Annotated in this window: 20 protein-coding genes; 8 read left to right on the top strand and 12 right to left on the bottom strand. The window is 50.0% G+C overall.

Annotated features, from left to right (window positions below; all coding sequences use genetic code 11):
* Window positions 1-2: 2 nt before the first annotated feature.
* The 7 genes from IPP66_07765 to galK all read left to right on the top strand — a co-directional run bounded on the left by IPP66_07765 (window position 3) and on the right by galK (window position 9,145).
* Complete coding sequence (locus IPP66_07765) at window positions 3-1,619, top strand: glycosyl hydrolase 53 family protein (GenBank protein ID MBK9925174.1); 1,617 nt, start codon at window positions 3-5, stop codon at window positions 1,617-1,619.
* Window positions 1,620-1,671: 52 nt separating this feature from the next.
* Entirely contained in the window at window positions 1,672-3,501 is a 1,830-nt protein-coding gene (locus IPP66_07760; protein ID MBK9925173.1) for a hypothetical protein, read from the top strand.
* A complete protein-coding gene (locus tag IPP66_07755) occupies window positions 3,474-3,683 on the top strand; it encodes a hypothetical protein (GenBank protein ID MBK9925172.1) in 210 nt (69 codons plus the stop codon). The genes IPP66_07760 and IPP66_07755 overlap by 28 nt, the downstream gene beginning before the upstream one ends.
* Before the next feature lie 56 nt (window positions 3,684-3,739).
* The gene (locus IPP66_07750) at window positions 3,740-5,731 is read left to right on the top strand and encodes a beta-galactosidase (protein MBK9925171.1); all 1,992 of its coding nucleotides are present in this window, start codon (window positions 3,740-3,742) and stop codon (window positions 5,729-5,731) included.
* Window positions 5,732-5,743: 12 nt separating this feature from the next.
* Window positions 5,744-6,775 carry a glycosyl hydrolase 53 family protein gene (locus IPP66_07745; protein ID MBK9925170.1) on the top strand — a complete coding sequence of 344 codons (1,032 nt, stop codon included), beginning with the start codon at window positions 5,744-5,746 and terminating at the stop codon, window positions 6,773-6,775.
* Between the two features lie 108 nt (window positions 6,776-6,883).
* Window positions 6,884-7,951: a UDP-glucose--hexose-1-phosphate uridylyltransferase gene (locus IPP66_07740; GenBank protein MBK9925169.1), complete on the top strand. Its 1,068-nt coding sequence runs from the start codon at window positions 6,884-6,886 to the stop codon at window positions 7,949-7,951.
* An 18-nt stretch (window positions 7,952-7,969) separates the two neighbouring features.
* Window positions 7,970-9,145, top strand: a complete 1,176-nt coding sequence (gene galK / locus IPP66_07735) for a galactokinase (protein MBK9925168.1) — start codon at window positions 7,970-7,972, stop codon at window positions 9,143-9,145.
* 77 nt (window positions 9,146-9,222) lie between these two features.
* Here galK and IPP66_07730 read toward each other — a convergent pair whose 3' ends face one another.
* From IPP66_07730 to IPP66_07675, 12 genes are all read right to left on the bottom strand, one after another.
* Window positions 9,223-9,720 (bottom strand): hydrogenase maturation protease, encoded by a 498-nt coding sequence (locus IPP66_07730; GenBank protein MBK9925167.1) that lies wholly within the window; start codon window positions 9,718-9,720, stop codon window positions 9,223-9,225.
* 88 nt (window positions 9,721-9,808) lie between these two features.
* On the bottom strand, window positions 9,809-11,233 hold the full coding sequence (locus IPP66_07725) for a Ni/Fe hydrogenase subunit alpha (protein ID MBK9925166.1): 1,425 nt from the start codon (window positions 11,231-11,233) through the stop codon (window positions 9,809-9,811).
* 8 nt (window positions 11,234-11,241) lie between these two features.
* On the bottom strand, window positions 11,242-11,784 hold the full coding sequence (locus IPP66_07720) for an NADP oxidoreductase (GenBank protein ID MBK9925165.1): 543 nt from the start codon (window positions 11,782-11,784) through the stop codon (window positions 11,242-11,244).
* A 30-nt stretch (window positions 11,785-11,814) separates the two neighbouring features.
* Complete coding sequence (locus tag IPP66_07715) at window positions 11,815-13,791, bottom strand: molybdopterin-dependent oxidoreductase (protein ID MBK9925164.1); 1,977 nt, start codon at window positions 13,789-13,791, stop codon at window positions 11,815-11,817.
* Between the two features lie 7 nt (window positions 13,792-13,798).
* Entirely contained in the window at window positions 13,799-15,583 is a 1,785-nt protein-coding gene (locus tag IPP66_07710) for an NADH-quinone oxidoreductase subunit NuoF (GenBank protein ID MBK9925163.1), read from the bottom strand.
* A complete protein-coding gene (locus tag IPP66_07705) occupies window positions 15,580-15,957 on the bottom strand; it encodes a (2Fe-2S) ferredoxin domain-containing protein (GenBank protein MBK9925162.1) in 378 nt (125 codons plus the stop codon). Before IPP66_07705 ends, IPP66_07710 begins: the two co-directional genes overlap by 4 nt.
* Window positions 15,958-15,978: 21 nt before the next feature.
* Complete coding sequence (locus IPP66_07700; protein ID MBK9925161.1) at window positions 15,979-16,539, bottom strand: sensor histidine kinase; 561 nt, start codon at window positions 16,537-16,539, stop codon at window positions 15,979-15,981.
* Window positions 16,540-16,551: 12 nt separating this feature from the next.
* Window positions 16,552-17,052 carry an NAD(P)H-dependent oxidoreductase subunit E gene (locus tag IPP66_07695; protein MBK9925160.1) on the bottom strand — a complete coding sequence of 167 codons (501 nt, stop codon included), beginning with the start codon at window positions 17,050-17,052 and terminating at the stop codon, window positions 16,552-16,554.
* A gap of 172 nt (window positions 17,053-17,224) precedes the next feature.
* The gene (locus IPP66_07690) at window positions 17,225-17,965 is read right to left on the bottom strand and encodes a PHP domain-containing protein (GenBank protein MBK9925159.1); all 741 of its coding nucleotides are present in this window, start codon (window positions 17,963-17,965) and stop codon (window positions 17,225-17,227) included.
* A 63-nt stretch (window positions 17,966-18,028) separates the two neighbouring features.
* Window positions 18,029-18,367: a serine kinase gene (locus tag IPP66_07685; GenBank protein ID MBK9925158.1), complete on the bottom strand. Its 339-nt coding sequence runs from the start codon at window positions 18,365-18,367 to the stop codon at window positions 18,029-18,031.
* A gap of 15 nt (window positions 18,368-18,382) precedes the next feature.
* The gene (locus IPP66_07680; GenBank protein MBK9925157.1) at window positions 18,383-19,396 is read right to left on the bottom strand and encodes a CBS domain-containing protein; all 1,014 of its coding nucleotides are present in this window, start codon (window positions 19,394-19,396) and stop codon (window positions 18,383-18,385) included.
* Window positions 19,389-19,766, bottom strand: a complete 378-nt coding sequence (locus IPP66_07675; GenBank protein MBK9925156.1) for a hypothetical protein — start codon at window positions 19,764-19,766, stop codon at window positions 19,389-19,391. Before IPP66_07675 ends, IPP66_07680 begins: the two co-directional genes overlap by 8 nt.
* A gap of 231 nt (window positions 19,767-19,997) precedes the next feature.
* On the opposite strand from IPP66_07675, the gene hypA reads away from it, so the two are divergent.
* A complete protein-coding gene (gene hypA, locus IPP66_07670; GenBank protein MBK9925155.1) occupies window positions 19,998-20,339 on the top strand; it encodes a hydrogenase maturation nickel metallochaperone HypA in 342 nt (113 codons plus the stop codon).
* Window positions 20,340-20,397 lie beyond the last annotated feature (58 nt).

Raw genomic sequence — 20,397 nt, 5'->3', positions numbered from 1 at the left:
GGATGCCTGTAAAAAAGCGGATTTGGATAACCATTGCCATTCTATTGGGAATATTTGGCGGCATTGTTGGGTGTACCTCACCATCCCCCACTGCAACCCCAAGTGTGCCAACTATTACACAGGAGAGCGAACCTACAGCGACAGGCCCGATTGAACTGGTAAATCCTGGCTTTGAAGAACAAGGGGCAGATGGGGTTCTCGCAGGCTGGACAAGTACCGGCAAGCCTGAAGCGGTAATGGTCGAGAAGAATGGTCACTTTAGTGATTCGCGTCTAACACATAAGGCATCCGAAAATCATCTTGTGGAAACATCACAAGTAGTAAGCGGATTGGCAGATGGATGGTACACGTTGCAGGCGTGGGTCCGTTCCAGCGGCGGACAGGTCGAAGTATATCTGGCACTCAGTTGCGGGGGCGAAGAGAAGCGGGCGTATATCCCTGCAACAACCCCCGGTTATCGTTGGATACACTTGGTTGTTGCTAATCAGGCAACGGATGGTCAATGTACGATTAACTTGCACTCATTTGGCTTGTCTGAAAGTTGGGCCAGTTTCGATGATATCGAATTGGTTCCGGGACGAGCTGAGCTTTCCATCCTTGGCGCGGATATATCCAGCTTGAAAAAATCTGAGGATAAGGGTGGCGTCTATAAATATGCCGATGGGACCGAGGCCGATGCTCTGCAAATCTTGAAAGATAACGGAATGAATTATGCCCGCCTGCGCATATGGGTGGACCCTGCCGATGGTTATCACAATAAAAACGAAATCCTTGAAATGGCAACAAGGCTTAAGAGTCAGGGCATCAAACTTCTGGTGGACTTCCATTATTCAGATGATTGGGCAGACCCCGGCAAGCAATATAAACCTAAGGCATGGGAAGATTTAGATTTCGAAGGACTCAAACAAGCCCTTTACGATCATACATTCGATGTGTGCAATAGTCTTATTGCACAAGGCACACCACCAGACATGGTTCAAGTGGGCAACGAGATCAACTCCGGCATCCTGTGGCCTGATGGTCACACATGGGACCCGGCAAACTGGGACGGTCTGGCAAAGCTGCTCACAACAGGTTATGAAGCTATCAAAGCCTGTTCACCTGAAACGCGTGTAATGCTTCACATCGCTGAAGGCGGTGATGTTGAAATGTCACATTGGGTGTTTGATAATCTCACACGTAGGGACGTCCCATTCGATGTGATCGGCGTTTCGTATTATCCGTTCTGGCATGGAACTCTGGCAGAACTGCAGGGCAACCTCAATGATATTTCGGAACGTTACGACAAAGATGTTGTTGTGGCCGAGTTCGCTTATCCATTCACCATCCTTGAAGACGATACCCTCGCTAACATTGCCAACAGGAACATGGCCACCGATGGTTATCTGTTCACACCAGATGGACAACGCCGTATGCTAAGAGATGTCATGTCCGTTGTCCGCGGTGTACCAAACGGACGCGGCTTGGGCGTCTTTTATTGGGATGCTACATGGACCGCTGTGCCCGGCAATGGCTGGGACACAAAAAACCCAAAGTCTGAAAACGCCTGGGAAAACCAGGCCCTGTTTGATTTCAATGATCGTGCATTACCGGCATTGGAAGAATATCTCAATCCATAAACACAGCCTTCGCCAAGGACACATTCTTTTCGCAGGTTGAACAGAGAACAATATGAACTCATTTTATATAAACATTATTCATCGCCCCGAAATGGTGCCAGAATATATTCAAAAGGAAGCAGAGCAGGGCAAGGTCGAGGACCTGACCCGCAATACTGTTTTACAAGAATCACTCGACATCTTCCGCACGCAACAACGGATCGCTCATGAGAATGGACTGCGCACCACCATCCAGATGACATACGCGAGTCTTTTCAACGCCGAGGCTGTTGCAATCGCCAAAGAGCATCATGCCACCTTTGGAGATGAGATCGGCTCCACGTTTTTGGGAATCCAATGCAAGGAATTTCGTGAGAAGTTCAAGTCGAAAGAACTTGCCATCTGGCTCTTCTCAATGGAAGACAAACGCAAGATCGTGGACGAGGTCTTTGGCAAGTTCCACGAAGTCTTTGGCTTCTACCCCACCTCCACTGGCTCCTATTACATGGACGCCGAGTTGGTCAACTACATCAAAGAAAAATATCCGATGGTCAAGGCCGCTGTGGCGACTTGTTGGGAGGAAGGTCCCAAAGCCTATTGGAACGCCAACAATTCCTGGTACACACTCATGGACGGTGGTCCGTGGAATCCGTGGATACCCTCCAAGCGCAACATCCACTGCATCGCATCAGATGAAAGTGATGACATCGGCATCGTTGCCATTCCGCATCTTTCACGTGATCTAATGGCTGTCTTCGACGGTCCAGGCTCTTACTACGGGACGCATCCACAAAACATTTTGCGCGGCATGGTATACGAAGGCAAGGAACTCCCCTACTTCAAAAATATCGTTGACCAGTACCGCTCGATGGTCAAATACAATCGCGGTTATTCGTACAACATGATGTTCGTCGGCCCAGGCTGGATGAGCAAAGGCGGACGTTGGGAATCTGATTACGCCTTTCTGCTCAAGAGCTACGAAGACGGCATGGCATATTACGGCGAACTCAAAAAGCAGGGACAACTGCAAGACCTGACCATGAGCGAATTCGCCGATGTGTATCGTCAAGACCGTCCCTACTCTCGCCCTGAATGCACGCTCTGGAAAGATATTCTCTACGGCTCGAAACGCCAGATGTTCTGGTATGCCGATCCACACATGCGTTTCTGCCTCGATATGAACCAAGGTGGCGCGATGGTTGATCTGCGTCCTTATGCGGCAAAGATCATTCGCCCTGTTGGCGTCGGCACGAAAGCCAATCAAGATGCCTCGTATCCGTTCCTCGTGCAATCGTTGTATCGCGCTGGTTACTTCACACATTATGCAGGCGAAGGCGCAGTCAAGAGTTGTAAGATCGGTCATGGAAGTGAACAGGTTGATCTCTGCACCTGCCGCACGCTTGCATCGTTCTCTGAAGAAGGCGACACGCGCATCGTTACCCTCGACCCAGTCACGATCGAGTTTGCAGATTTCTCTGTCACAGTGCAAAGTGTCTTCCGCTTGGCAGAGGACACAGGCGAAGTAGAGATCATCCGACGCATCCTCGATTCAACCGACCCCGAGACTGAAATTTCCATAGACGAATACATCACCGCCTGTTACGGCACCACCGAATACCCAGAAGATATGACAGGCATTCGTTTGACATTGACCAACACAAACAAAACCGAATCCATTGACTACGCCTACCAGTGCCGTGAGTCGGAGTTGGAAAATGTTCATTACGCTGAAGCAGTTGTCCCCCAAATTGCCTCGCTGTTATCCATGCGGACAGATGCCGAAGCCGTTGGATACTTCCGCGAGGGATTTTCCTTCTCACCCATGTACACCATCGGCATGAAGAAAACTGTCAAAGCAAAAGGAGAGCTACGCACATGGCTCAAGGTCGCAAAGGCAAGTTAAATTACCGCTGTCCGCGTTGTTTGATGCGCGAGATCGACATGGATATGTTGTATGATAAAGACAAGGATGAATATTACTGCTTGCGTTGTTCGTTCGTTGGAGATGAAAAAGAAGTACAGCGATTGAATACACAGTTTCGTGAGAAGTATCTTGACAGGATGACACGCATCACCGATTTTTAGAAACATAAGCCGTAGGGGCGAAGCAATGTTTCGCCCCTACAATAACATGGAGCATAATGAATTTTCCTCACATCCTCTACGGAGGTGATTACAACCCCGATCAATGGACACCCGAAATCTGGAAGGAGGATGCGCGCCTGATGAAGGAGGCGGGGGTCAATCTTGTTTCACTGGGTATCTTCTCGTGGACGAAAATGGAGCCCAAGCCTGGCGTCTTCGATTTCGCATGGCTCGATCAAATCATTGATTTGCTTTATGCACATGGCGTCTCCGTGAACCTTGCCACACCCACAGCATCCCCTCCCGCATGGATGGTGACGAAACATCCGGAGATGCTTCCCATCACTGTCGATGGCGTCAAACTCTGGCAGGGCTCACGCCGCCACTATTGCCCGCACAATCCTGATTATCGAAAGTACGCAACTCGTATCGCCGCGCAATTGGCCGAGCGGTACAAAGATCATCCCGCCCTCGCCATGTGGCACGTAGATAATGAGTATGGTTGCCACATCAGCGAATGTTATTGCGATAACTCCGCCGCCGCGTTTCGTGTGTGGCTCAAAGAAAAATATGGCACGCTCGACAAATTGAATCTTGCATGGGGTACGGCATTCTGGAGTCAGATTTATACGGATTGGGAGGAGATTCATCATCCCAAACGTTCCCCTGCTCAAATCAACCCGACTCAACAACTGGACTGGTCACGCTTCTCTTCGGACTCGTGGCTGGTCTGCTTCGAGGAGCAGAAATCCACACTGAAAGCGATCACCCCTCACATCCCCGTCACAACGAACTTCATGGGCTTCCACAAAGGCGTGGACTATTTCAAATTTGCCCAACATGAAGATGTTGTCTCACAAGATAGCTACCCCGACACCTTCGACCCCGATTGGATGGCGCAAGCTGGCATGGTTTGTGATCTGATCCGCTCTGTTGGTGAGCGCCGTCCATGGATCATGATGGAGCAAGCCACATCGCAAGTCAACTGGCGGCAGCGCAATGCGGTCAAACGTCCAGGTGTGATGCGGCTCGGAAGTTATCAAGCAGTTGCCCGTGGCGCGAACGGTGTCATGTTCTTCCAATGGAGGCAATCCAAAGCGGGTGCCGAGAAACATCACAGTGGCATGGTCCCACACGGCGGAACAGAAACACGGGTATGGCGTGAAGTCAAAACGTTGGGAAACGAACTAAAGAAACTTGACCCGATCCTTACAAGTCAGGTCAAAGCGGATGTTGCCATCCTCATGGATTGGAACAACTGGTGGGCACTCGAGCTCGATAGCAAGCCATCAGTTGACTTGAAACTGCTTCCACAACTGTACTCGTACTACAAGCCACTCTTTGACCGTAATATCACAGTTGACTTTGCCCATCCCGAATCGGATCTTTCAAAATACAAATTGGTCATCGCCCCGAATTTATATCTGGTTAATGATGCGTCCGCAAAAAATATTAATCAATATGTCCAAAACGGCGGCAATTTGGTCATGTCCTTCTTCAGCGGCATTGTGGACGAGAACGAACATATCCGCTTGGGAGGCTACCCTGCTCCCTTCCGTGACATGTTGGGGTTGACCGTCGAAGAATATGCTCCGTATTCTGAAACACAAACCAACTCCATCCGCACCATGGATGGAAAGAAGTTCAAATGCACGTTCTGGGGCGATGTCATTAACTTGAACGGCGCAGAAACGATCATCGCCGCATTTGAACAGGATTACTATGCAGGGAAACCTGCCATTACACAAAATATCTTCGGCAAAGGCAATGCCTTCTATATCGGCACACTTCCCAACCCTGACGGCATGGAATGGGTACTTGAACTCGCCTGCAAGACAGCAGATGTTCAATCTGTAACTTTGCCCGCTGGCGTCGAACTACTGCGCCGTACAAATGGGAAATCAGAATTCGTGTTCGCTCTGAACTATTCAGACCAAGTGGCAACTGTCCCGTTAGAAAGAAGCGGAATCGATCTGCTCACAGGCAACAAGATAAACAACTCCGTTGGGCTTGAACCCAAAGGCGTTGCGGTCATTCAAGTTGGTTGAGGTCATGTCATAATGCACAAGTTAAGCATCCTCGGCGCGGACATTTCCAGCCTGAAAAAATCGGAAGACTGCGGCGGTGTGTACTACTATGAAGATGGCACACAAGCCGATGCATTGAAGATCATGAAAGATCACGGCATGAACTGGATGCGCATCCGTGTGTGGCTGAATTCACCAGATGGGTATCATGGCAAAGCACAACTATTAGAAATGGCAAAGCGGATCAAGAACATTGGGATGAAACTGCTTGTCGACTTCCATTACTCTGATAGTTGGGCAGACCCCGGCAAACAACCCAAACCCGCTTCATGGGAAGGGCTTGATTTTGACAATCTTAAAAAAGCACTTTACGATCACACCTATGATGTGTGCAACAGCTTGAAAGAACAGGGCACACCGCCAGACATGGTACAGGTTGGCAACGAGATCGCGAACGGCATGGTGTGGCCTGAGGGTAAAAACGATAAGAGTTTCGATAATCTTGCCGCCTTGCTCAAGGAAGGCTATCGCGCGGTCAAGGACTGTTCATCCGAAATACAAGTGATGTTACACATAGACAGAGGTGGTGACAACGAACTATATCGCTGGTGGTTCGACAACATCATCGAACAGGGAGTGCCATTCGACCTGATCGGCGCATCGTATTATCCTTACTGGCACGGGACATTCACCGACCTACAGAATAATTTAAATGACGTTGCCATCCGCTACAACAAGGATATCCTCCTCGTTGAAACATCCTACGCATTCACCGCTGAAGATAACGACAACTACGAAAACATCGTCCGCACGGAGGAACAACCTGGCTATCCCTTCACGACTGAGGGTCAAGCAAAAATGCTGGCAGATATCATGGAAGTGATTCGCACCATCCCGAACGGACGCGGTCTGGGAGTCATGTGGTGGGATGCCACATGGACAGCTGTACCGGGTAATGGCTGGGATCCGTTTCATCCCGAGTTTGGCAACAACTGGGAAAACCAAGCATTGTTCGATTTTAACAATCGTGCCCTACCAGCAATGAATTTATTCAACCAATCATAAAAGCATGGGGTTTTCACAAAACTCAATAAAAAATTCCTACGCCCTTCATGAACTTTATGGTACAGTTTTCCTGTTTTCATGCATACATTCCATTCATAAGGTATAGAAATGTTTGACTCTCCACATCGGCGCTTCAATCCACTCACTGGCGAATCCGTATTGGTTTCACCACACCGCGCCAAACGTCCCTGGCAGGGACAGGTGGAAAAAACGCCACCTGCAAACCTTCCGCAGTATGATCCAACTTGTTATCTCTGTCCGCGTAACGAACGGGCAGGCGGATTGAAAAACCCCGACTACGAATCGACCTTCGCTTTCGACAACGATTTCGCCGCTCTTCTGCCTGACCAATTTCCCGAACATATCATCCCACAGCAAAGCGAAGTGGACGCATCAACCCACCCGCTACTTGCCTCTGTTTCAGAAAGAGGACTCTGTCGAGTGGTCTGCTTCTCACCTCGCCACGATCTAACACTTCCTGAAATGGACCTCGCCTCCATTGAAAAAGTCCTCGCCACATGGACAGAGCAAACCGTTGACATCAGCAAAAAAGATTTCATCCATTACGTGCAGGTCTTCGAGAACAAAGGCGCAGTGATGGGATGTTCGAATCCACATCCGCACAGCCAGATCTGGGGAACAGAACTCATCCCGAACGAACCAGCCAAAGAACTCGAACGGCAAAAAGCCTATTTCAATGCAAACAACCGCACGTTGCTATCTGATTATCTCGCCGAAGAACACAAACGTAACGAACGCATTTTATTCACCAACGATCACTTCACGGCGCTTGTCCCCTACTGGGCGGTGTGGCCTTTCGAAACAATGGTCATTGCACATCGCAACGTTTCATACTTGAGCGAGCTCACATCCGCCGAAGTCAGCGGTCTCGCAGAAGTTATGAAACAAGTCACCACGCGCTACGACAACCTCTTCGAAATCTCATTCCCCTATTCAATGGGCTTTCATCAAGCGCCCTTTGATGGTCAAACTCATCCCGAATGGACATTGCACGCACATTTCTATCCTCCGCTCCTGCGCTCGGCAACCGTGCGAAAGTTTATGGTTGGCTACGAAATGCTGGCCATGCCACAACGCGATATCACACCGGAGTCTGCGGCAGAGCGATTAAGATCACTTTCGGACGTACACTATAAAGTGAATTCAAATGAATGATTGAAACGGATGGCGGACATGAACATCATTGATAACATCACAAACATCTATCGCGAAAAATTTGGGTATGCGCCTGCACACATCGCACGCGCACCGGGGCGTGTCAACCTGCTTGGTGAACATGTGGACTACAACGACGGATTCGTTTTGCCCGCCGCCATTGACCGCGCTACATATGTCGCTTTCTCACCTGTCAATGCGCGTCATTCCACGCTCGTAGCTGTGGACTTTGACCAACAAGCCTCGTTCTCCGCTGAATCCGTTCCAACCAAAACCCAACCTGACGGTTCTCCTCTTCCCGAGTGGGGGCTCTACCCCGCAGGCGTGATGTGGGCATTGATGGAAGAAAAACTGTCTACGTTATCGATCAATGCGGTCTTTGCCTCTGATGTGCCGCGCGGATCGGGATTAAGTTCATCTGCATCAGTGGAAATGGCATTCATGATCGTCTGGCAAACGCTCGGCCACTGGACACTTCCGCCGATGAAGCGCGCCTTGCTCGGACAAAAAGCCGAGAATAAATATGTTGGCGTCAACTGCGGCATCATGGATCAGTTCGCTTCGGCATGTGGCGTCGAGAATAAATTACTTCTGCTCGATTGCCGTTCGCTCGAATGGAAAACTTTATCACTTCCGCAGAACGTATCCATCGTCATCGCAGATACCACCGTCCGCCGCAAGTTGACATCTGGTGAATACAACAAACGCCGCGACGCTTGCGAAGAAGCTGTTCGATTATTGAAAGAAGACCTGCCAGGCATCAAGTCACTGAGAGATGTCCGTGTTGAGGAATTTAATCGGCTCGCAGGGAAACTTCCTGAAGAAGTAGAGAAGAGAGCACGTCACGTGGTGGAAGAGATTGGGAGGTCGAACCAGGCTGAAGCGTTGTTAGAGGCGGGCGATGTCCAGAGTTTCGGCAAATTGATGAACGAGTGCCATGTCAGTTTGCGAGATCTGTATGAAGTTTCATGTCCTGAGTTGAACGTGATGGTGAATGTCGCGCAAACATTGGAGGGATGTTATGGTGCACGGCTCACGGGTGCGGGCTTTGGTGGATGCACAGCGAATCTGGTAGCGAAGGATAGTGTAAAGAGTTTTGCACAAGCCTTGGCAAAAGGCTACGAATCAGAAAACGGACTCCGCCCTGAAATTTATATCTCTCACGCATCGAACGGCGCGGAGTTGATGAAGTAAAAAATAGTTTATTAAGGCGAAGAGCGCACAGATGATGAGACTCTCTGTGCGCTCTTTATTTTCAATATGAAAGTAACTTACGCGTAAGCCAATTCACGTTCTTTCTTGAGCCATCCCATCGAACGATAGACCGCCTCGTCAACTAATGATCGAGTAAACGGCGACAATTCCACTTCAAAGCCAAACTGGTAACCACGCACAGAGATCAATATCGCTTCAGGGACGTAGTGATAGAGGGACTCGCACATCGAGAGGAGCATTTCAGGAGCGAGGTGATGGGTAAACGGTGACGTTTGGTATTCGGGGGTGACATCCACCATTTGCACATTCTCGGGGATCTTGCCGGTGTGTGCATCTACAAAACACACTCTATCGTAGGCGGTCAGGTCTTGGGCCAGTTCGGGAGTCAACTGCAAATTGAAAGAGAATTCAACTTCAGGGGTGGAAGGAAGCGGATCTTCCCATGAGTCTGATGTTTCCAGCCCAAGTTGATTCGCGATCCCTGCAAGGATGTGCCACGCTACGCCATCATCCTGCCGATCTGGGTTTCCGTATCCGATAAAGAGTGTTTTCATAAATTACCTCGTACATAAGGGCAAGGCTGTTAAGTCTCGCCTTGTGATATTGATAAGAAAAAGGGCGGGGAAACCCCGCCCCTACTAATTAATCTCTTGAGATTGTTTTTACAACCTGTCCTTCTGGATCGATCATTTCAATTTGGATCGGCATCTGACCAACGGCATGTGTGGAGCAGGACAAGCACGGGTCATGCGCACGGACAGCGGCTTCGACACGATTGAGCATGCCTTCTTTGACTTCGCCACCAACGATGTAGGTCTTGGCGACGCTATCAACTGCTTCGGTCATTGCCCAGTTGTTGTGGCCTGTGGCAACGATGAGATTGACCTTGGTGAGCTTGCCTGTTTCATCGGCTTGATAGTGATGAATGAGCGTGCCACGAGGTGCTTCGAGGATGCCAACGCCTTCGCCTTGATAATCCTTCTTCGTGTTGAGGATATCGGTGCTCATGATATCGGGGTCATCCAGCAATTGAGCAACACGTTCGATACAGAAGATGACTTCGATCATGCGGGCATAGTGGAAGTAAAGGGTCTGACCGACGGGGTCACCATTGTTGAGCGCCTTGAACAGTTTGTGTTCTTCACCTGCAATGGGTGTACTGATGTTCTTGACTGCGTTCATGCGTCCCAACGGACCGACACGATAGACGCCTTCGGGGAAGCCCATCTTTTTGTAATAGGGGAATTTGAGATATGACCAGTTCTCAACATGCTCGGCAATGTAATCGAGATAATCACTGCCTGGGAATTTTTCAAGTTGTTTGCCTGTGCGATCTACAAGGCGGATGTTTCCATCATAGAGATTGAGGCTGTCGTCTTCGTTGACGATGCTCATGTAACCGCTCTTCAACACGGCGAACTTGTTGATGTCCTCCATGTTGCGTTGGGCCCAATCCTTCATGATGCTGACGCCCATCTTGGCGGTTTCGAGATTCGCTTCAATGCCTGCACGGATGGATTCACGTTCGCTGGGTTGCAGTGCCTTGTTGACACCACCTGCGACAGCAAAGTTCGGGTGGATGCGACGTCCGCCGAGGGTGCGGATGATCTCCTGACCGAAGCGGCGCAAGCCAACAGCTTTGAGTGCGATCTCAGGTGCCGCATGGGCAAGCCCGATCACGTTGCGAAGCGCAGGGTCGGCATCGAAACCAAGCAACAGGTCAGGACCTGACAATTCGAAGAAGTGCATCCCATTGCTTTGAATGACCTGTCCCATGTGCATGAGTTCACGCAGAAGGTTGGCAGGTCGAGGAGCGGGACTTCCCTGCACGGCATCAGCGGCTTTGGCGCCAGCGAGGTGATGGCTGACGGGACAAATCCCACAAATGCGCGGCGTGATCATTGGCATTTCAAAGTAGGGGCGTCCTTCACAGAATTTTTCAAAGCCACGGAATTCGTTGATATGTAAATACGCATGTTCCACGGAGCCATCATCCTTCATATGGATGGTGACCTTGGCGTGTCCTTCAATACGGGTAACGGGTTCGATCGTAATTTTCTGAGTCATGTTTGCTCCTAGTGCCAGTGAAGGTTTTCGTCCTTCATTTCAGGCATACGTCCTTCGGCGAGTTCTTTCAATACGTAATAAATCACATCAGGGTCGGGCGGGCAACCAGGGACGTGCAGGTCAACGTCAACAACTTCGTGCAAGGCACGCACGTTGCTCATCGTGGCAAGTTCGGGGTCACTGGGGATTTTGCTGTTCGCTTCATTGCTTTCAATGTCCACATATGCACGTTGGAGCGCTTCTTGAGTCCCGCACATGTTACGCAGGGCAGGCACACCGCCGAACACAGCACAATCACCAAAGGCAACCAATATCTTGGAACGTGCACGCATGCGATGCGCCACTTCTTCGTTCGATGAGTTGTTGACACCGCCTTCGAGAATGCCCACATCTACACCGCTTTCATCTGGTTCTTTCAAATCGGTGATCGGCGTCGCACGGATGTCTGCGAGTTCGGCAATTTCCAGCAGGCGTTCGTCAATATCCAATAAAGACATGTGGCAACCTGAACAGCCAGCCATCCAATCTGATGAAATCTTCGGTTTTGTCATTTCGGCTCCTTATAACGATTAAATTCGTTACTACATCTCGATCTCAACGACGCTCGTGCGAGCGGTCAGCGCTGAGCGCCAATCATCGTTCAACTTCACATTCAACAATTTTGCAACTTCATTCAACAGCCCCAAGTTCGAGCGTACGCCTTCGGGGGCAGTCAGTGCCGCTTCGGCGAATTGCACACGACCTTCGGTGTTCAACGCATGGCCTGCTTCTTCTGCCCAAATGTTCACAGGCAGAACAAGATCAGCGCGGTCGGTCAATTCCGATTCGTAGCTGGCTTGTACGACCAGATACGGGACATCTTCCAATGACTTGAGCAATCGCTTTGAGATGTAATCATCACCAACAGCGAGATATGCAACTTTGCGATTCTTGACATCGAATGGGACATCCATCTTCAACTGCGCGGCGGCGAGACTATTCGCTTCACCCTTGACCGAGAGTAGGCCTCTGCGCTCAGAGTCACTCGCACCTGTCAGCTTTGCCACCCGCACCATCGCGTCCATGACAGCGTCATTACCGAAAGCGGAGATGCCTTTGCCGTATACAATGACAGGAGCAACCGCTTCTGCCAACATATGAGCGACGTCGATAACATCTTCTTCTGCAAGTTCACAGATTTTGAGCGCGTTCTTCAAAGCGGTCTTGCTTGACTTCGCTTCTGTACGAGCCAAACCTTCCTTGATGATGGCGGCTTCGAGTGCAGCGAATACAGCTTCATCTGTTCCAGCCTTCGGCTTGAGGTTGAGGTTGGCGAGATCGTCCATGCCGTTTTCACTGGGGTCAACCACGATGAGACGTGTACCCTTCGGCATGTTGCGTTTGATGTAGAAGCTGGCAACTTCATGTGTTTCAGAGAGATCAGCACCGATGAGCAATACACAATCGGAAGTGCGCAGTGTATCAAGCTTGCCTTCGATGGCTTCACCATTCGCTTCGGCATATTTGGCTTGCAAGGCGGTAGGACGTCCCTCTTCGATGGAGGTGACCACATCATTACCAAGTCCATCTGCGAACAGGGATTTGAATGCCGCCATCGATTCAACAGTCAAGCGAGTGGAGGCCAAAGCGGCGACCTTGTTTTTGTTCGGGGTCAAGTTTTGGGCGAGAGTAGTTAGAGCATCTTCCCAGGTAGTAGCAGTTAATTGTCCGGCAACCCGCTTCATGGGAGTCGTGAGGCGAACTCGTTTTTCATCCAATGTTTTGTAGCGACCCGTCTCGCATAGAGTCCCAGCGTTTCGGTTTTCATAATCGCCTGTGATCTTGACGATGCGATTGTCGCGGGTGTGGACCATGATGCCACATCCAAGCGAGCAACCACGGCAGACAGAACGAGTAACGGTCATTTGTTTGTCGTGACCGAGATAAGCACTGGAACGATCAATGAGTGCGCCCGTGGGGCAGACTTGCACACACGAACCGCAGGAGACACAGGTGCTTTCGCCGAGTGGCACATTGCTATCGGCAACAACGATGGTGGCAGAACCACGCTCTTCAACACCGAGCGTAAAGTTACCAGACATCTCAGCGCAGGCACGGATGCAACGGCGGCAGAGGATACAACGATTGTTATCGAGGATGAAACGGGTATGGCTCGTGTCCACAGGGAAGTTCGTCCACTGCGGTTGCATGGGCCAGTGAGTCATGTGCTCGTCATACGCTGAATTTTGCAGTTCGCAATCGCCACCGCTGACCTGGCAGAACGGACAGAAGTGATTACGTTCGCTGAAGAGCAATGAAAGAATGGTGCTGCGTGATTTCTTGAGCGAGTCGGTTTCGGTTTCGATGACCATGCCATTCGAGGCAGGGAGTGTGCAGGATGCGATCGGCACACGCATACCCTTGACTTCAACCACGCACAAGCGGCATCCGCCATACGGTGTGAGGTTGGGATGATCGCACAGGGTCGGGATCTTGATGTCATTCTGACGTGCGGCATTCAAGACCGTTGTGCCTTCTTCGACTTCGATTTGTTTTCCGTTAATGGTTAAGTTGATCATGATGCCTCTACGATAAGACCGATACTGCGTTGAAGTTACAAACCTGTACACAAATACCACAGCGGATACAGGTCTTGTCGTCAATAACGTGAAGTTGTCGGCGTTCCCCTGCGATGGCTTCCACTGGGCAGTTGCGAGCACAGACCATACAACCGGTACAAGCTGGCTCGATCTTATAACTGATCAGTGCCTTACAGACCTTTGCCGGACAACGTTTTTCAACGACATGCGCAATATATTCTTCTCTAAAATGTTTGAGCGTGCTGACAACAGGATTGGGAGCGCCTTGACCGAGACCGCAGAGCGAGTTCTTCATTACTTCTTCGCAGAGCAGTTCGAGACGATCAATATCAGCCAGTGTGCCTTTACCTTCGCAGATCTTTTCGAGAATATCGAGGATGCGACGGGTGCCTACACGGCAGGGCGTACATTTACCGCAGGATTCTTCCTGCGTGAATTCCATAAAGAAGCGGGCGATGTCCACCATACAGGTTTCATCGTCCATGATAATGAGACCACCTGAGCCCATCATCGAGCCAGCGGCGGTAAGCGCTTCGTAATCAAGCGGCAGATCGAGGTGTTCTGCTACGAGACAGCCACCCATCGGACCACCTGTTTGAATGGCCTTGAATTGTTTGCCGTCTTTGATACCACCACCTACATCGAAGATCACTTCGCGGAGGCTGAGACCGAATGGAACTTCGATCAAGCCTGTGTTGACCACATCACCTGCGATGGCGAAGGTCTTGGTGCCTTTGCTTTTTTCGGTGCCCATGCTGGCGTACCATTCAGCACCATTGAGAAGGATCTGCGGGACAACAGCGTAGGTTTCCACATTGTTGTTATTGGTCGGCTTGCCCCACACACCCTTGACTGCAGGGAATGGCGGGCGAGGTCGAGGTTCGCCGCGTTTGCCTTCGATGGAGGCGATCAATGCTGTCTCTTCACCACAGACGAATGCTCCCGCTCCCATACGAACTTCGAGATCGAAGGAGAAGTCTGAGCCGAAGATATTATTGCCAAGGAAACCAAACTCACGCGCCTGTTCAATAGCGATATTGAGGTTTGCGACTGCGATCGGATATTCCGCACGGCAGTAGATGTATCCCATGCTGGCGCCGATAGCATACGCGGCAATAATCATGCCTTCGACCACGGAGTGTGGGTCGCTTTCGAGCACACGGCGGTTCATGAACGCACCTGGATCGCCTTCATCGGCGTTGCAGGTTAAGTATTTTGGATTATCGGGGACTTGTCGGCAGAGTTGCCATTTGCGAGCGGCAGGGAAGCCAGCGCCACCACGTCCACGCAGACCTGAGCGCATCATTTCGTCAATGACTTTTTCAGGTGTGGAAGCGGTCAACGCGTTCGCGAGAGCTTGATAGCCATCTTCAGCGATATATTCTTCGATGTTATGCGGATCGATCTTGCCGCAGTTGCGCAGAACGATGCGAACTTCCTTTGACTTAGGAGCGCCAAGTTCATCATCCGTGACGACTGTTTCTTTGGCGCGGAACTTCTCGATGATGCGTCCCTTGAGAAAATGTTCTTCAACCAGGAAGGGGACATCGTCCACTGTCAGGTTGGCATAATGCACATTTTCGGGGTACACGACCAAGTCAGGCCCAAAGCGATTTGGGTCGCCCAAACGGGATGTTTCGAGCACCTGGATCTCATCGATGAGTCCCTGTGCTACAAGTTCGTCGTTCAAAGCGTCAACGATCTGATGTGCGCCTTGTGCAACACACTCAGGGTCAACGGATACTAAAACATGAGAACGGAAAAATTTCATTTGACCTCTGCAGGAATGAGGTTGGCTGTAACGACCTTGCCACCCAAAATATGTTCGTCCATGATCTGATCTGCAACAAATGGCGTGACCTTGCCATACGTGACTTCAGCCTCGTCCCCCACTTTGACCTTGACCACGGGCTCCATCGAGTCTAGCCCAAAGTTGCCTGTCTGCCGCACGACGATATCGGTCAGCCCTTTGGTTTCGATGAGATTCAAAAATTCCTTGAGCGTGTCGCGGGCGCCTGCGGCAATGCCTGGCGTGCCCATGCCGACTACGATCTGTACACGTGCGCCTGGGGTTTTGATGTCACGTTTCTTGATGGCTTCATCACGGATTTTTTTCAGGTCTTCGAGTGATTTTACGTTTGGCATACGATCTCCTATTTGAGAACATTACTTGCGAGCTTCGGCGATCCCATCTTCCAATGAACAACGAAGATATGAGATCACTTCTGGATGTGTCATGGGCAGTTCGCCCAGTGTTTCCTTGATAGGCTGGTCATCGAATTCATAAGAACGGATCGAGCCTTTGTACGGCGGATTGAACGTGTACGTAAAGACCCAATGAATTTCAGGATGCGCCAGCGTCAATGTCAAAAAAGTGGACGGTAGATCGCCAAGCGGCATGCGATCGATGTGTGAGTGTTGAAAGATCGCTTCTACCTTCGTCCCTGCGCCCGGAGCCGAGGTGATCTTCAACCCACCCTGGCATGCTTCAGCGCTTTCTTTGAGAAGTGGGATCCCCAAACCAACTTTGCGTTCTGTACGGCTGGTCGTGAACGGGTCAATCACTTGCTTGACCATTTCATCGTTCATCCCATCCCCATCATCCTCCACGCTGGCGATCAATTGATTTGTGCGGAAATCCTCGCGCACATCAATACGTATCGTCTTCGCATGTGCGCTGACACTGTTCTCTGCAAGATCAAGGAGGTGCAGGGCGATCTCTTTCATGGTTGTTAAGGTTTATTTTTCTTCGAGCAATTTCTTGATCAACTGCGGGAACTTATTCGGCTTGATCTTGCCTACAACTTCTTCATCTACTGTAACAACAGGCGCTTGTGAACAGGCGCCTACACATCGGCAAACTTCCATCGTCAACTGGCCGTCGGCTGTCGTCTTACCGATCTCGGTTCCAGTCAACTGTTTGGCCTTTTCCATCAACTGCGGAACACCACCTACATAACAAGCGGTTCCCATGCAGAACTTGAGGGTATGTTTGCCTCGAGGCTGGGTGGTGAAGAATGAATAAAAGGTGACAACACCATGCACAGCGCCAACCGGCACACGCAGTTTTTTGGCGACATGTTTTTGGATCGGCTCAGAAACATAACCGACCTGTCTTTGGATCTCGTTTAAGATGACCATCATTGCACCAGGGCGGTTGCGGTGCGTGGCAATGATTTCATCCAGCAAAGCCTGTTTGCCTTCACAGATTTCGGCATTTGATGTGAGCGCTTCGGTCATTGATGTATTCTCCAATTCAGTCTTTATGACTAGATTGTGATATATTTCACAATATTGTACTACACATTCATTCTAACCATCCAACAGTCGATGGTCAACAAATGAATGTCATGTAATGTACTGACAATTGTCAGTACAGTTTTTATTAATTAATCAAGAGAAATTAAAGCGCTTAATTACCGGGAACGATCCGCATACTTCTCCCCCCCTCACCATGGATCGCCTTACGAATTTCAGAGATCATCGGCACACGCATTTCAAACTCCATCACGCCGATAAACCCATCAGGAAAATGCACATCCCCGCTTTGCAATAACGGAAAAGCCAACAATTCCGGGAAACGCTTACAAGCTTCCGCAACACTCACATGCTTCGAAATTTCCATCGCTTCAAAGATCGGTGGCGCAAATTCCAACATTGCCATCAAACCATATGCCCGCCGTTCTACATGTGCAGGGATGATCAATCCACCCAAGGCATTTACTCTATCGGCCGCCTCTTCAAGAGATATATCCACATTCGTGATCAACAGCCGTGGTTCACGGCGGATGAAATCCCCCGTTTCATCGACGACAAATTGCTCGCCAAAAAATTCAACATCATTTGGGATCTTGCCAAAACGGGAATCGACGATTCTTTGCCAAGCCTCAGCCTGCTCCAGCGTATCAAACAGACACAACACGTGGACTTCTTCCTCTGTCTGCAATTCCATCCCCGGCAGTACGGTGAGCCCCGTCCCTTTGGCGGCTTTCATCACAGCACCGATGTTGGCCGTGACATTATGATCCGTAATGGCGATCAGGTTGATACCTTTCGCCAAAGCCATCTCTACGATCACGGGCGGAATCATCTCCACACCCGCACAAGGCGAGAGGACAGTATGGACGTGCAATTCAGCTCGGTAAGTAGCCATGTGTTTTGGAGTCAGGGAGCTAGCTCCCGTTCATCAACCAGCTTGCTGGTTGACTCCATATTGTTATCGAATCCCAAGTTCCCAGAGTTTCCCCACTACTTCATAACTCGGTTCTGATGTGGCAAGAAGGATGACGTCCTGCTGATTGGCTTTTTCGATCACTTCCGCTTCAGGTTGAGCATTCTCTGTAAGAATGACAACTGAGACATCCCTCAACGCTGCCACGGCGACAACATTCATATGCGCTTGAAGAGTCACCCAAATGTTGCCAGCTTCGGCTCCAGCGATGACACAGCTTAATAGATCAGAAGCATATCCACCCTGCGGAATGACCGCGGAAAAGTCCCGTGGTGTAGTGAGAACTGTTAGATTAAGTTTGGTAATTAATTCTTGCAGGGTCATAAAAAACTCCTTTGATCAGACACCAGGCGCTTCGGAAGACCCGGGAGGCGCTTTGAACGTTTCATCCGAACGGAGATTGATCTCCATAAATAATTTGGTCCCTTTAGGCGACGATTCAATTTCCATTTTGCTGACACAGCGTTTGATGTTGACTAATCCCATGCCCGCACCAAACCCCATACTGCGCGCCAGATCAGAGGCTGTGGACCAGCCAGGTTGAAGGGCTTTACTCACGTCAGGAATGCCAGGGCCATCATCCGATGTTTGCATAAGGATACGGCGAGGCTCCACTTGGATTCGCAACACACCGCCATTGGTCGAGTGGATGACAAGATTCATTTCGGCTTCGTACACAGCAATCCCACATTGACGTGCCAACTGTGGAGAGGCACCAAGTCGTAACAACGCCCGCTTGATATGACTGGAGGCTTGCCCACCGCTATCGAAATCACGCGGTTTGATCTTGTAACGCAGGATCAAGCTCGTGCGATCAGAGATGATATCTTCGAACAAGTGACTGGCGCGATATCGGCGGATCTCCTCGTCTTGATAATCCTTTTGAATGGCGACAAGGACGCCACGCGTGATGTCCCCTTTTGTAAGCATGCCCACCAACGCGTTATTTTCATCCACCACCGGCAAACGACCGACCTTGGTATTAGAGAATATCTCAAGAGCCCTGATCACGGGCTCATAGGATTTCACTGTCATAACTTTCTTAGTCATGTACTTGCTGATAGGTGCATCCTGATCGCCATCTGCAAATGCACGCATCAGATCTTCTTGACTGATGATACCGACCAGTGAATCTGACTCCAACACAGGGACACCCGAGATATGACTCTTGTGAAGGACGTTAAACACGTCCCGCATGGTGTTTGTGGGAGCAAGACACTTGAGATCACGATTCATCACGTCGGCAGTTCTGAGCTCGTACGAGACTTCCTCAATACGCGTGATCTCTTGCGCATCACGATCAGTGACTGTACGCCCCTTGCGCCCGTACAGTTCCTGGAGGGTGCTACTCATGAATGCCTTTCCAATTGGACTCAAGGCTATGCAAACCTGCCTTACACAAGCGTCCACTTAATTGGAACATACCCATCTCACTCGAAACGAGGGGAATGTTTTTCTGCGTAGCCAGTTCGATCATTTCTCGCGTGGGCTTTTTACCGCGCAAGAAAACGACAGCATACACATCGGCCATTTCAGCGGTACGGATCACTTGTGGATTGCACAGCCCCGTCAACAGGACAGCGCCAGGCTTCACCCCGGTCAACACATCGCTCATCAGGTCTGCCCCACATCCGCCGATGATCTCACGGTCGGAATATTCAGAATATACGGAAGGATTTAATACCTCCCCTTTTGCGTGTTCAACAATTTCACTTAGCTTCATATATTGCCTGTCTCATAATAAAATAATTTTTCCTTGAAAATCACAAAGGAAGGTCAAAGTCCCTATTTGTCAATTACGCAATAATACATAAAAACCTATTCTTCACAATTATCCACTATCCTGTAAAGGACTGGAAGTTTGTTTTTCATACCATTTCGGTGACATTAATCCCGATAGATAAATCACAGCAATGATGTATACTACCAAATAAACTTTATTGGAAGTACCCTCATGCACGAACTCCCCGTTACTCAGTCTATTTTACAGATCGCTTTGAAACATGCCAATGAGGCAGGTGCCACACGGGTGGAGGATATTCACATTGTGATGGGAGAACTCTCGTCCAGCGTGGACGATTCCGTCCAATTTTATTGGGACATCATCGCCAAAGACACGCTTGCCGAAGGCGCTACACTCCACTTTCGCCGTGTGCCCGCCGAGATGCAGTGTCAGGCATGCTCTGAGAAATTCCGCCCAAACGATGAGTATCTTTGCCCCAAATGCGGCGGCGCACAGGTTAAAATCGTCGCTGGCGAAGAATTCTACGTCGAAGCGATTGATGTTGATAAATAAAAAAATCCAATCTCCTTTGTGCTCTTCTGAGACACTTAGTGGTAAAAAATAAAGGTGA

Source organism: Candidatus Defluviilinea proxima (assembly GCA_016721115.1).
Lineage (GTDB): Bacteria > Chloroflexota > Anaerolineae > Anaerolineales > Villigracilaceae > Defluviilinea > Defluviilinea proxima.
Note: the sequence above shows the minus strand (reverse complement) of the source record. Positions and strands in the feature narration are given on the sequence as shown.